This is a genomic window from Burkholderia sp. BCC1985 (genome assembly GCF_905339915.1).
Taxonomy (GTDB): Bacteria; Pseudomonadota; Gammaproteobacteria; order Burkholderiales; family Burkholderiaceae; genus Burkholderia.
Genome location: NZ_CAJPGY010000034.1, coordinates 1 through 13248 on the forward strand (window position 1 = coordinate 1; position 13248 = coordinate 13248).

Sequence of the window (13248 nt, forward strand, 5' to 3'; positions counted from 1 at the left end):
AAGCAGTCGGACCGTTGCGTGATCGCGCACTGCGTTCGGATTCAGGATGCCGTCGCGGCGCGCGTACGTCCCTGCGTCCTGACGACGGCGCCGTCCCGATGTCATGACGAACCGTCGCGCGACGAACTCACGCACAGCCTGGCGCGAACTCGTCGCGAAACTCGCAAAACAGCTTGCCGCGCGTGGCGAGGTGGTCGATCTGGGCCAGTGTCAGCGATGCGATGCGCGATGCCGTCATTTCCGAGACGCCGAGTTGTCGTGTGGCCTCGCTCCGGTTGACGAGGAGCAGCCACTTCGCAAGCATGAGATACGATCGATTGAATTCCGCGATCGCATCGGAAATGTCGTGTTGTTCGGCCATGGTCGGTCTTGAAGGGCCAGCGCGTGCGCTTTGCCGGTCGATTCGCTTCGACCCGGTGGTTCGGCACTCGCCGGATTTTCGATGACACACTGTACGTCGCGAACGCAGCGCCGGACCGACAAAGCTCTGAACGGATCCGCCAGCGCGCGCAGGCGCGCGTACCGTGGCGCGCACGTCGATTCGCGCGGCATCGCCACGGCGCCATGCGGATCCGTTCAGTCGGCGTCGGCGAGATACGGCGACGTGAACGCGCGCGGCGGGAATGCCGGCAGGCCGCCTTGCGGCGTAAAGCTGTAACGGAGATAGACGGCCGCCGTCCACTCGCGATATTGATATGCATTGCCGAACGAAGCCGATCCACCGACGGCCAGCTGCGGCGCGACCTGGTATTCGCCGCGCGCGGCGAGCGAATACGCGATGCCCGTCTTGCTGCGCGCGGGATACACGGCCCCCGCGTCCAGCCCTACCGCCTGGCTGGCGGCGGCATTCGCGGCCGCTTGCGCCTGCATGCCGGAATCGAGCGGGAAATACGGCACCGCGTTCTGCCGGTAATGCTGCACGCCGAACGAACCGCTCAAATCGTACGCAAATGCGCCCGTTCGTCCCGCGTACTCGACCGGTATATTCAGGATCACGTATTGCTGCGGACTGAAATAGCCGCCCTGGCCGTACGTGAAATACGACTGGTTCTTGCTGAAGCGCATCCACGTCGCATTGACGCCCACGGTGAGCGTTCGGTCGGCGTCGCGCAGCAGGCGCGTATAGGCGCCGCCGCTGCCCTTGCCGGCGAAGTTGCGTTCGACGTGATGGCCGTCGTAATAGTCGAACGCGCCCGCGACGTACGCGCCGCTGGTGCCGTCGTCCCAGCTCAGCGCGCCGCGCGCGCCGCTGCGCGTCACGCCGCCCCACTTGAGGCCGGCACTCGCATCACGCGCGCCCGCGAACGAAAGCAGGCTGTCGGTCACCGCGCGACGCGTGACGGCCAGCGAGTAGGCCGCCCGATCGGTGATCGCACCGTTGAAGCGCACGCCGCCGACCACATCCTGGTACGGAAACCCGACCGGCGTCGCGCCGATATCGGCCTTCAATTGCTTGCCTTCGTAACCCAGGGAGAGACCGACGCCGCTCGCCGTTTCGGAACCCGGCGAGCCGCCGCCGGCCGACCTCGAGAGCCCCGCGCCGAACCGGGCGAGGGTCGGCACGTCGGTGGCCGAGTTGCCGCCGTCGAGCATGACCGGCGTGGCGGTCACGACGACGTGACCGTTGCCTGCCTTGATACGCCCTTCCAGCGGCGCCTCGATGTCGGTGAGGCCGGACAGCCCCGCCTCGCCCGTCCGGTTTCGGAACACGAGGCCGCCCGATGCCGTGCTGGCCTGCTCGCTGTTCACCTGGGCCAGTTCCGACGCGACGTCGAGCATCTGAGCGTTGGCGCCCGCGCCCGCATCCCGCTGCGGCGCACGGGCCACGGCCTCGCTGCCCGCATAGCCGGCCGGCGGCTGCGGGATATAGCGAGGCGGCGCATCGGCCTGCCCGTAGGCCGATGAAAGAACGGGCGCGCGCGCCGCGGCGACCTTCGTCCCGCCGCGGGCCGGCCGGCCCGGCCTGGCACCCGACGCGGCCGCCGGCGAACCGGTCGCCGCCGCGGCCCGCGACGCGGGCGACATCGGCCACGGCGTGGCGACGTAGCCGGCACAGTCGTCGTTCGGATCGGACTGCGCGACGCACCCCGCGGACGCCCCCGCCGGCGGTACGTCGGCGGCAGGCTCCCGATAGGGCTGATAGGACTGATAGGACTGATAGCGCCGCGCGGTCGCGGGCCCGCCCGACTCGCCCGCGCCGGCGGCCGCCTGGCCATAGCCGCCGGGATCGCCGGGATCGGGCGTGACCGCCTGCGGCGACATGGCGGGCGGCACCATGCGCGCGGCCGGCACGGCGGACGGGGTGACGTAGGTCGCGGGCGGCGCGGGAGGCATCGTATAGGGCACGGTCGGCGCGGAAGAAGACGGGGTGGACCAGGAAGGCACGCCCGGCAGCGGCGATACCGCGGCCCCGAAGCCGGTCGACGGATGAACGACATCGACGGCGGTCTTGCCTTCGAACGGATTGGTACCGGGCAGCGGGTTCGCGCCGATGCGCCGCATCGCGTCTTCCCAGCCGCGCGGCACGTTCGATGGCGCCGGCTGGCTGCCCGGCGGCGGCGTATTGGCGGCCAGCAGCGCACGCTGCAGATACTGCGCGGCGAGCGAAAGATTCCCCTCCGCGCGATACAGGCGGCCGGTCGCGGCAAGCAAGCCCGGGTCGTCGGGCGCGATGCGCAGCGCCGTGGCCGCGAACGCTTCACCGTCGCGCCATGCCTTCGCGCTGCTCGCCGCGTAGATCGCCGCGACCAGCAAGCCCGTATCGTCGGGCCGGCGGGCCAGCGCGACCCGATAGCATTTCAGCGCGTTCGGTGCGTCGCCGGCCGACGTGTACAGCCGCGCGAACGCGGCCTGGAGTTCGGGACTGTCCGGCATCGCGGCCAGCCACGGCGCGATGACGGCGTAGCCGCCGGCGAGGTCGCCGGCCTGGCGTACCGCATCGGCCTGCCGCACGACGATCTCGAGGTTCAGGCGTTCGAAGTCGCCGCGCTGCGCGGGCGACAGCGGCAGCGCGGCAAGCCGGCGCATCGCGTCGCCCAGCAGCGCATCGTTGCGCACGGTCAGCAGCGTCCGCGCGTACTGCAGCAGCAAATCGGCGTTGTCCGGCTCGCGCGCCAGCGCACGCTGCACGATCCAGAGCGCACGCGACGTGTCGCCGGCCGCCGCATAGCCCGCCGACAACTGCGCCGCGAGTCCCGGCACCGACTGGCCGATCCCCTCGGCGTCGTGCAGCACGCCGAGCGCCTGCGCGCGGCGGCCTTCGCGCACCAGCCGTGTCGCGAGTGCCACCTGCTGGCCCACCCAGAGGCGGTGCTGCAACGTCGTCATCGCCGCCGTGCGTTGCGCGGGCGCGATGCGCTCCAGCCGCTGCAGCCCGAGGCTCCAGTCTTGCGTCTGCTCGGCCAGCAGCGCGCCGGCATAGAGTGCGTCGGTCATGTCGGGCCGTTCGGCCAGCAATCCGTCCATCATGCTGCGCGCCGACGCGATCGCGCCTTGCCGCACGTACACGCGCGCCAGATCCAGCCGCAGCCACGGATCGTCCGGATTGCCGGCAAGCGCGTCCTCGAACAGGCTGCGCGCCGTGCCCAGATCGCCGCGCGCTTCGGCTTGCCGCGCCTGCGCGGCCTCGGCCGTACGACGCAACCGGTCGAGGCCGCCGGCCTTCGACTGCTGCTCGGCGCTCAGTTGCGTCGCGAACTGCAACGCTTCGTCGCCGCGCCCCTGCGCGGCCAGCGCGCCGACCAGGCCGCGTATCGCGTCCGGGTTGTCGGACTGGCGCCGCAGCGCCATCCGGTACGCCTGCTCGGCGCCGCGCGCATCGCGATTCTCCAGCAGCGCGTCGCCGAGCATCACCTGCGCGGTGACGTTCGACGGATCCGCAAGAATCGCGCGTTCGAACAGCGCCTTCGCTCGCGCGAAGTCGCCGTTGCTTTGCGCGCCGAGCGCCTCGCTCGTGTACGACCAGTACGTCGCACTGCCGAGCGCCGAGCGCCAGCGCGCCGCGTTCCCGCCTCGCGCCGCGCGCTCCAGATCGCTGCGTGCCTGCGCGAAGTGCTCCTGCTTCAGCTCGACGATGCCGCGGCCGCCCAGCGCGTCGCTGTCGTTCGGCGACGTGGCGAGCACGGCATTGAAGCGGGCGCGCGCCGTGTCCAGATCGCCGCGCTCGAGTGCCGCAAAGCCATCCTCGATCGCGTGGCCGCGCGCTTCGTTCGATGCGCTGCGTTGATCGCCCTCGCGCGCGGTTTGATCCTGTCGCACCATGCTGTCGTAGCGCGCCTTGACCGGCGGATCGTCCGGCACCACCTTCAGATAGGCGAGGTAGCGCGCCTGATCCGACGGCCTGGCCGCGAGCCAGAGCAGCGCCTGGCGCCAGCTCTCGCGCGCCGCTTTCCCGACTTTCGCGTCGGCGGACAGCGACTCGAGCCGCGCGATGCCGTCGCGGCGCGTTGCGTCGCGATAGGTCAGGTGCTGCGCATACGCGAGTGCGTAGCGCGGATCGTCGGGGTTGTCACGCGCGAGACGCTCCAGGCCGCGGCGGGCTTCGGCCCATCCGCTCGGCGTCGCCGCGAGCGCCTGGAAGTACTCGAGCTGCAGCGCGGGCGACGACGGCGCGCCTTGCAGCGCGCGCTGATACTGTTGCGCGGCCAGCGCGCTCTGCCCCGTCTGCGCGAGGCGGCGCGCGTCGCTGATCTCGCCGTCGCGCACGCTCGTCTCGCCCAGACGCTGGCCAAGCTCGTCGGTCCGCGCGAAGCCGGGCGCGATCCGGCGCAATTGTTCCAGGTAGCGGCGCGCACCGTCGACGTCCTTGCGGTCGGCGAGCACCATGCCCATGCCGAACAGCGCGTCGGGCTGATTCGGATCGACGCCCAGCACCTTCTTCCAGGCCTGTGCCGCGAGGTCGCCCCGGCCATGCGCCTGCCAGTATCGCCCCTGATCGACGAGTACCTTCAGCGGGTCGCTGCCGGCCGCCGCCGCGTGCGGCAGTGTCAGCGCGAGCAGCAGACTCGCGATACCGCCCGCGCGGGCGGCGCCGAGCCCGCGTAACCGTCGGTTTCGCATGTCACTCCTTCAGCCGGCGCGCCGCACGCGCACGCAGCAGACGATAGAAGAGCGCCGCCGCGACGAACGCGGCCAGCACGCTGAACAGCGCAAGCAGCAGCGGACGCCCCGACAGAAACCAGCGCAGGTAAGTGAGCGGCGGCAGCGCACCGACGTGATACGACGTTTCGTTCGACGTCACCGTGACGGTGCGATCGCGAATCACGACCATCGCGCCCTGGACCGACGTGAGCATGTCGTCGTCGAGCAGTGCGCGGCCGAGCGCCTCGTCCGCCTGCCCGCTCGCGCTGATCAACGCGACGGCGCTGCGCGTCTTGCGCAACGGCGACTCGAAGCCGGCGATCAGCGCGCGCGTGCCGTCCGAGACGATCGACAGGCCGGCGCGCACGCGTTCGCGCTCGGCGCCAGGCGACGGCGCCGCCTCGGCGCCGCCGAACAGGCCACCGAACCGGCCGCCAAACAGGCCGCCGTCGCGATCCGTGCCGAACGGCATGCGCGCCGCCCAGCGGGTCAGCAGCGGCTGGGTGTCCGGCGCGCCGAGAATCAGCAGATCCTTGGACGCGAACGCGCCGACACCGGCGGCGTCCGTCACCGTCACACCGCTGACCGGATAACCCGTCGACACGCCCATGCGTCCCATCGCGAGCAGGTACAGGCCGTAGACGTCCGCGCCCGGCTCGGCGGGCAGCACGACGGCCGTGTCCGACAGGTCGGCCATCCGCGTGAACGGAAAGCCGCTGTTCGCAAACGCGGCGAGGTCGGGCAGCGCCTTGTAGTGCGGAAACGACGACACGTCGATCGTCGAGTCCGGGTCGATCGAACCCGCGACGTTCTGCAGCAGCCGCCCCGTGCATCGGCCCATGTCCGGGATCTCGTAGAAGAAGTGCAGCTGCAACGGCGTGCGCGGCGTGAGCAGCAGCGGCGGCACGTGCAGCGTCGCGCGGTCGATACCGTTGGCGACGAACGGCAGGTAGCGGCTCAGGCTCCAGCGCGACGTTTCCCGTGCCGGGATCGGCAGCGCCTTCACGAACGTGTCGCCGACGCTCAGGTTGAGCGACGAACGGTCCGCGCGCAGCGTCGGCGTGTAGCGATAACGCAGGTCGATCGGTGCGCCGCGCGTATCCCAGGTGAACAGATCGGGGGCGACGCGCAGATCGATCCGGACGGCGCCCGCGTCGTATCCGGACACGCTGAGCGCGCGCCCGTCGGCCAGTTCGCCGATCCGCACCGGGCGCGTCGACGACAGCCAGTTCGGCGCGTCGTACGGCACGCGCGGCGCGACGTTCTCGAGCCGGCTCACCGTGGCATGCGTACCCGCCAGCGTCTTGCTGCCGAGCACGAGCGTGAGCGCGGCGACCTTCACTTCGTCCGGCGTGCGACCGAGCACCAGCAGCAGCTGGCCGTGAGCCGGCGCCTGCCGCTCGACGACGGCCAGCGTCGGCCCGTCGATCGCCGGCAGCGTCACGCCGTCCAGACGATCGTCGGCCGTCGCGAACACCACCGCGTTGCCCGATTCAGGCAGGCCGCCGGGCCGGGCCGGAAAACGCGCGCCGCGATACGAGGCCAGCGCGCCGAACCACGACGCGACGATGCCCGCCGCTTCCAGCGTCTCCCGCGGCGGTCGCGCGGCGAATGCGAACGGCAGCTCGAGCCGCCGGACGTCCCGCGAATCGAAGAACGGCGCGGGCAGGACGCCGAGTTCCGGCCGCTCCGGCAGCGCCGCGTAGGTCAGCTCGAGCCGGCTCGCGTTGCTCACCGTCGCCCACAGCGACGAGTTGGCGGGATCCTCGCAGTCTTTCGTGTAATGACCGATCAGCTGAACGTTCAGATGGTTGTACTCGGTGACGAAGCGCGGATCGATCGACACGTCGCGCGCAACCGTCATGCCGGCTTGAGCGGCCGGCAATGGCAACGTCGCCGCCACTTCGCCGTTGATCAGCACCTTGAGCTGCGACAGATCCGGCAGCAGCGCGGGCGAGTAGCTGTAGACGAGATGCAGCGTCGCGCCCATGACGACCTCGTCGCGCCGGACCGAGAACGCGATACCGTTCTGGCCGTCGGTACCCCGCAGCTGCAGCGGATCGCGTGCCCCGAGATCAGCGAACGTCAATGCCTGGCGCCGGCCGCCGGGCACGAGCGTGCCGGGCTCGGCCGTGGTCGGCAGCATACCGAAGCGGCGACGCGCGGCGTCGGCCGCCGGCACCGGCTCGGCGAGCGGCGCGGGTCGCGCCGTGGCGGGCCCGACGACTATGGCCGGCGACGGCGGCGCCGCATCGCCCGACGACATCGCGCCATCCGCCGCGCGCATCGCGCCGGGCGCCTGCATCCCGGCGGCCGCGGCCCAGCTGCCCGATGCGATGCCGCTCGCCATTGCCCAGAGCAGTAGCGACACCATCCTGCGCGACACGCGCGCATACCGGCCGACACGTGCAGGAACCGCGACAACCGCGCCCTGCGAAATGCACGCCTTGCGGCGCGTGCTGCCGCGCTGTCGCGACGCCCACGTCATTCTTTCCGCCTCATGCTATTTTTTTTCGTTGCTGCGGCCGCCACGCGCGTACACGCGCAGGTCCGCGTACAGGCGCGCGATCAGGCGAAGCAAGCCCTGCACGCCGACCTTCAACAGATGCAGGAACGCACGCAGCGGCGAATCGGGACGGCGGCCGTCCGTCCAGTCGATCCATGCGTCGGCGCGGGCAAAGGTCGAACTGACGAGATCGAACTCCTGCTGCTGCGACAGGCTCTCGAACCGGATGCCGACGCGCCCCGGTTCGACGTATTCGACCGTCGCGGGAAATGCGTACTCTTCGACACCGCGAAACAGCGATACCGTCACCGGTTCGCCACGCGGAATGCGCGCATCGTCGGGGACCGCCACGCCGATCCCGCCCTCCGAGTAGTCATGCGTTTCGCATGCCAGCGTCCGGCCATTCGCGAAGCGCAGCATGACCGGAATCCGCGCCGCGACACGATGGGACACGCGTACCTGCCGGCGCTCGTTCGCCGCCGCGACGGCGAGACCCAGAATCAGGATGTTGTAGGTCGTCCATGCCAGGTTGAACGCCGTCGTCTGGACTTCGCTGCCGACATGACGGTTGAGCGACAGGTTCAGGACGCCCACCGCGAGGCCGATCACGTTCAGGACCACCAGGCTCAGATACGGTTTCGACACTGCCCAGTCGAAGTAGCCGCGGTCGATGCGTCCGCCCTTGGCCGTCACGTTGAACTTGCCCAGCCGGGGATTGATCAGCGCAAGCATCGTCGGCAGCGCGATGTACGACGCGAGCACGGCTTCGTAGACTTCGGCCCAGAACGAATGGCGGAAGCGGCCCTGCATCCGCGAGTTCGTCACGTTCGCATGGATGACGTGGGGCAGCGCATAGAGCGCAAGCATCGTGGCCGGGGCATGGATCACATGCGCGTCGAAGAACAGGAACGACAGCGGTGCGGTCAGGAACACGAGCCGCGGGATCCCGTAGAAAAAATGCATCATCGCGTTCAGGTAGCACAGCCGCTGGCTCAGCGTCAGTCCGCGCCCGAACAGCGGGTTGTCGATGCGGAATATCTGCGTCATGCCGCGCGCCCAGCGGATGCGCTGGCCGATGTGCCCGGTCAGGCTCTCGGTGGCCAGCCCCGCCGCCTGCGGTATCGCAAGATAGGCCGTCGTATAGCCGCGGCGATGCAGCTTGAGCGCGGTGTGCGCATCCTCGGTCACCGTCTCCGTCGCGATGCCGCCGATCTCCTCCACCATCGAGCGGCGCATCAGCGCGCACGATCCGCAGAAAAACGTCGCGTTCCAGAGATCGTTGCCGTCCTGCACCAGTCCGTAGAACAGTTCGCCTTCGTTCGGCACCTTTCTGAAAATGCCGAGGTTGCGCTCGAACGGGTCCGGCGAAAAAAAGTGATGCGGCGTCTGCAGCATCGACAGCTTCGGATCCCGAATGAACCAGCCTAGACAGATCTGCAGGAACGAGCGCGTCGGCACGTGATCGCAATCGAAGATCGCGATGTATTCGCCGTCGGTGATCTTCAATGCTTCGTTGAGGTTGCCGGCCTTGGCATGGCTATTGTGATCGCGAATCGTCCAGTGCACGCCGACCGACTCGCAGAACGCGCGGAATTCCGGGCGACGTCCGTCGTCCAGCACGTGGATCGACAGCTTGTCGGCCGGGTAATCCAGCGCGAGCGCCGCGTAGATGGTCGGCTTGACGACGCTCAACGGTTCGTTGTACGTCGGAATGAACACGTCGACGCTCGGCCAATGCGCGCGCGACGCGGGCAACGGCATCGGCTTGCGCCCGAGCGGCCACGCGGTCTGGAAGTAGCCGAGGATCAGCACCGCCGCCGCATAGACTTCGGCCGCCGCGAGCAGCGTGCCCCACACCGCGTCGAGCGGATGCGACCACACCAGCGTGCCGGACAATCTCCAATACATGTAACGGCCGGTGGCCACCACCGACAGCACGATCATGACGAGCGTCGCATAGCGTCCGCCCAGGCGACGCACCACCAGCGAACAGGCGATGCAGCAGGTGGCGAACACGAGCTGACCGATCGCGTCGAGCGGCACCGTACACACGAAATACAGCGCCAGCAGCGTGCATGCGGCCACCGGCAGCGCGACGAACCAGCCGCTCCCGGGCAATGCATCGACGAACCGGTCGACCGCCGACGGCCGCGCGACCTCCCCGCGGGCGCTCAAGCGATGCTCCGCGCGGTGTCACGCCGATCGAGCACGCGCTCGAGCCATGCACCGCACGCGTTCAGATCGGCGGCCGCCTGCGAACGCGGGTCGTAGCGATTCACGGTCGTCCGGGACGCGAGCGATTCCGCGACCCCTTCATCCCTGTGAATCACGCCGCCGAACCGGGCCGCGCCGAGGCTGTCGCACAGCACGCGCAGCACATCGCGGCCCAACTCGCGCGACTGGTCGACCTGATTGACCACGTAGCCGTCGCCCACGAAATCCGCGCGGCTCGCGGCATACGCGTCGAGCATCCGCCGCATCTGCGGAATCGTTGCGTACGAGGCCGCATCGGCCAGCACGACCTTGAGCACGAAATGCGCGGCCGTCAGCGCGGCGCGCATGTATACCGAGGTGCCCGGCGGTGTATCGATGATCACGATGTCGTCGTCGCCGAGCCCGAGCGCGGCAAGCCCGTGCGCGAGCCACGATGGATCGCGGTCGAGCAGCCGCTCGAAGCGGCGTTGATCCGTTTCGCTGACCAGGCCGAACGGAAACACCGTGATCCCGTCAACGACCACGGCCGGCCAGTTCAGCCTGTCGAGCGCAGCATGGGCGAGCCCGTCGGTCATGTCGAGCGGCACGCCGAAATGCAGCTTCAGCGCATTCTGCGGATCGAGATCCACCACGCTCACGCGCCGGCGTCGCGACGCCGCCAACACGGCCGCGAGATTCGCCGCCAGCGTCGTCTTTCCGACGCCGCCCTTTGCCGAAGCGATCGCGACGATTTTCATGAGCGGCCGGTCCACACCGATGGCTTCTTCGGCGCCTCTCCCGTCGCCTCCGTGCGCAACCGCTCGAACAACCGAACCAGCGGCTGTGACGGACCTTGCGTGTCCGTGCCATCCGATGCCGCCGGCCTGCCGACCAGCTTCTTCAGCGTGCCGGATGCTTGTTCGCGCCCGCCGTTATCCTGCGCGGACGCAGGCAACGCACGCGTGTCGGCCAGTACGATTTTGCGCAGGCTATCCGCGCCGTCCGGCGACCCGGCGCCCGGCTGCCCCTGCGACTCGCTCGCGCGCAACTCGACACCGCCGAGCAGCGGCCAACGCGCGCGGGCCACTTCGGCATCCGCTTCCGCACGTACTTCGTGATAGCGTCCGGCATCGCCGCCAAAACGCTTGAACAACGATTCGATATCCCGTGAAGTCGACATAGCGTGCCCATTGGTTGTCGCGGAAGTTCCGGCCGGCCCGGTCGCTCAGTTCTTTGCGCGCGCAACACGCAGCTCGATCCGCGAATCGTCCGGCGGCGCGACGTCCTGCGTCACGCGCAAACCGGCCGCGCCGACACTGTCGAACCAGCCCTGATACGCGCCTTCGAGGAAGGCGGAAGACCATGCGAGACAGCCGTCGCCGAACGCGCGCAACGGCGCGGCGTAATGAACGATGCGCAGGAAATCGTGCTCGTCGGACAGTTCGGCGTAACCCCACTGCATGTCGCGCCAGCGGGCATTCAATGCATCCGCGAGATCGTCCGTCGACTCGCAAGGGCCAAGTGGATGCGCGGCCGCGAAGCGCATGCCGATGCGCGCCATCAATTGCCTCAGCTCGTCCCGATCGAGCTGATCGGTGAATTCACCGGCCAATGCCTCCAGGAAGCCGCGCCATTGGATCGACACATGGCGCTCGAGTAAATGCTCCAACATTCCCTGCATGGACGACGAATCCCCGGTGAAAGACAATTATCGGCGTGGCCGCATCGTGTGCTTCGCGTGCGGACATCGTGGCAACAGCGTTTTTGCGCATCGTAGCGAATCCAATTAGACGAATGGGATTCGACATCTAGCCGAAAAACGCCAAACTATCGGCCACCGCCGACAATTGACGGGAGCGGCCTCGGCGACAGCCGAGCTGCGATCGGTCGCGGACAAGCAAGCCGATATACGGCCAGGCTCGTGCGCGGCGCGACGCATGAAACGTTGGAAAGGTCGCCGTATCAGGCCCGGCCGGGCGAGGATTCCGCGCGGAATTCGCAGAACAATTCGCGACGCTCGGCGAGTTCGTCGATCTGTGCCGGCGTCAATGCGGCCACGATCGCAGCCGTCTCGTCCGACATGCCCAGTTGTTGTTTCGCCGCTTCGCGATCCGCTTGCAGCAAGCGCTGGGCAAGCGTCAGATACGAACGGTTGAATTCCGCAATCGCGTCGAAGATGTCGTCCTGTTCGGGCATGGGCGTTCCTGATTTTGGACGGTGATTGCATTCAGCCGGCCGCAGCGCGCGTATTGGCAATACGCGGAGTTTCGGCCCCGCACTCTACGTGTCGCGCACGGCGACGAGCGGACAAAACCTAGCGGTAATCCGCCACCTCGCGGGTTGCTCGTATTTCCGTTCGTGAAAGCACGACACGACGGAGCGGCGGCATGCGGTTCGGCAAAGTCGCGTGGCGATCGCCGGCCCACCCAAATGCTTGCCGGAACGCGCAGCGCCGCCGGCAGATGCCTGCTATGCAGCCCGTATCACGCGCTCGCGCCAGAAATCCCCGCGGGCGCCGAAAATCTTGCTGCACCATTTGGTGCCGTCCCAATACACGGGAAAGCCGTATGGATGTCCCGGCCATCGGCCCTCACACCACATCGGTTCCGCGGGAGGATCGGTGCATGGAAGCCAGACACCGGCCCACCCGGTGCGCTGCCGTTGTTCGGATATCGTCATGGTGTCTATGGTCGAATGCGTCATGGTGACTCCACTTTCGCCCTTCTGTTTGGCAATTGCGTTTCAACGCTAAATATATTTCGTTCGGTTCTTTTTCTTCCTTCGCATATAGCGGGAGCGTGGCGCGCTTTCGTCCACGCATGCCGGAAACTCGACGGCTCCCGGCCACGGGGCCACCATCGCAATCCGGCCCGCACATTTGCCAGCAGGTGTTGCGACGAGACGACGCCAGCGTTGCCATCTACGGCTGCGATCCACGGCCGACCAGCGCTTCGATCTCGGCTGGTGTCAGCGCGATGATCCGTGACGCGATCTGATTCGAGATGCCCAACTCGCGTGCCGCGACCTCGCAATCGATCTTCAACATTTGCTGCATCAGTTCGAGATAGGCAGGACCGAGTGCGCCCAACGCCCGGCAAATATCATCCTCTTCCGTCATCACGCTCTCCTAAAGACATGCCCGTGAACGCGATGCATCGGCACACACTCGCATCTGCAAAATCCGACCGGGTTCCGGGCTTTCGCTTCGAACCGTATCCCAACCAAGCGAACGCCTGTCGACAAACGACAGCCGTCATCCGCTATATAACGCCGAGCCGGCCATTTGCACACTGTTTCAAAATAATTCTTGCGCCAACGTATGGTTTCGCAATCAACCTGTCGGATTCGCCCAAGATTCAGTCGCCGCTTTATTTCCGAACACATTAGGATTTCCCGAATCGCACGTGCGCGGCCAGGCAATTGCGTCCTGTGCGACTTCGAATCTCTTGTTGCGTCCGGACACCGACATC

At 68.0% G+C, this 13248-nt stretch carries 9 protein-coding genes; all 9 read right to left on the reverse strand.

Annotated features, from left to right (window positions below; translation table 11 throughout):
• Window positions 1-127 precede the first annotated feature (127 nt).
• The 9 genes from U4Z31_RS27455 to U4Z31_RS27495 all read right to left on the reverse strand — a co-directional run bounded on the left by U4Z31_RS27455 (window position 128) and on the right by U4Z31_RS27495 (window position 12896).
• Window positions 128-361 carry a flagellar transcriptional regulator FlhD gene (locus U4Z31_RS27455; RefSeq protein WP_044846956.1) on the reverse strand — a complete coding sequence of 78 codons (234 nt, stop codon included), beginning with the start codon at window positions 359-361 and terminating at the stop codon, window positions 128-130.
• 215 nt (window positions 362-576) lie between these two features.
• Window positions 577-5058, reverse strand: coding sequence for a cellulose synthase subunit BcsC-related outer membrane protein (locus U4Z31_RS27460; RefSeq protein ID WP_321811958.1), 4482 nt, complete (start codon window positions 5056-5058; stop codon window positions 577-579).
• 1 nt (window position 5059) lies between these two features.
• On the reverse strand, window positions 5060-7567 hold the full coding sequence (gene bcsB / locus U4Z31_RS27465) for a cellulose biosynthesis cyclic di-GMP-binding regulatory protein BcsB (protein WP_321811959.1): 2508 nt from the start codon (window positions 7565-7567) through the stop codon (window positions 5060-5062).
• A gap of 15 nt (window positions 7568-7582) precedes the next feature.
• Window positions 7583-9760, reverse strand: a complete 2178-nt coding sequence (gene bcsA, locus U4Z31_RS27470) for a UDP-forming cellulose synthase catalytic subunit (RefSeq protein WP_321811960.1) — start codon at window positions 9758-9760, stop codon at window positions 7583-7585.
• Window positions 9757-10536 carry a cellulose biosynthesis protein BcsQ gene (bcsQ, locus tag U4Z31_RS27475; RefSeq protein WP_124489818.1) on the reverse strand — a complete coding sequence of 260 codons (780 nt, stop codon included), beginning with the start codon at window positions 10534-10536 and terminating at the stop codon, window positions 9757-9759. The genes bcsA and bcsQ overlap by 4 nt, the downstream gene beginning before the upstream one ends.
• A complete protein-coding gene (gene bcsP, locus U4Z31_RS27480; RefSeq protein ID WP_321811961.1) occupies window positions 10533-10958 on the reverse strand; it encodes a cellulose biosynthesis protein BcsP in 426 nt (141 codons plus the stop codon). Before bcsP ends, bcsQ begins: the two co-directional genes overlap by 4 nt.
• 45 nt (window positions 10959-11003) lie before the next feature.
• Window positions 11004-11459, reverse strand: a complete 456-nt coding sequence (bcsD, locus tag U4Z31_RS27485; protein WP_321803550.1) for a cellulose biosynthesis protein BcsD — start codon at window positions 11457-11459, stop codon at window positions 11004-11006.
• Between the two features lie 281 nt (window positions 11460-11740).
• A complete protein-coding gene (locus U4Z31_RS27490; RefSeq protein ID WP_124668008.1) occupies window positions 11741-11974 on the reverse strand; it encodes a flagellar transcriptional regulator FlhD in 234 nt (77 codons plus the stop codon).
• Between the two features lie 724 nt (window positions 11975-12698).
• The gene (locus U4Z31_RS27495) at window positions 12699-12896 is read right to left on the reverse strand and encodes a flagellar transcriptional regulator FlhD (RefSeq protein WP_321811962.1); all 198 of its coding nucleotides are present in this window, start codon (window positions 12894-12896) and stop codon (window positions 12699-12701) included.
• Window positions 12897-13248 lie beyond the last annotated feature (352 nt).

What these genes read in the sequence shown, in the direction of transcription:
- bcsB (WP_321811959.1), bottom strand. Translation starts at nt 7,567, where the DNA reads ATGACGTGGGCGTCGCGACAGCGCGGCAGCACGCGCCGCAAGGCGTGC.
- U4Z31_RS27490 (WP_124668008.1), bottom strand. Translation starts at nt 11,974, where the DNA reads ATGCCCGAACAGGACGACATCTTCGACGCGATTGCGGAATTCAACCGT.
- bcsD (WP_321803550.1), bottom strand. Translation starts at nt 11,459, where the DNA reads ATGCAGGGAATGTTGGAGCATTTACTCGAGCGCCATGTGTCGATCCAA.
- U4Z31_RS27495 (WP_321811962.1), bottom strand. Translation starts at nt 12,896, where the DNA reads ATGACGGAAGAGGATGATATTTGCCGGGCGTTGGGCGCACTCGGTCCT.
- U4Z31_RS27455 (WP_044846956.1), bottom strand. Translation starts at nt 361, where the DNA reads ATGGCCGAACAACACGACATTTCCGATGCGATCGCGGAATTCAATCGA.
- bcsQ (WP_124489818.1), bottom strand. Translation starts at nt 10,536, where the DNA reads ATGAAAATCGTCGCGATCGCTTCGGCAAAGGGCGGCGTCGGAAAGACG.
- bcsP (WP_321811961.1), bottom strand. Translation starts at nt 10,958, where the DNA reads ATGTCGACTTCACGGGATATCGAATCGTTGTTCAAGCGTTTTGGCGGC.
- U4Z31_RS27460 (WP_321811958.1), bottom strand. Translation starts at nt 5,058, where the DNA reads ATGCGAAACCGACGGTTACGCGGGCTCGGCGCCGCCCGCGCGGGCGGT.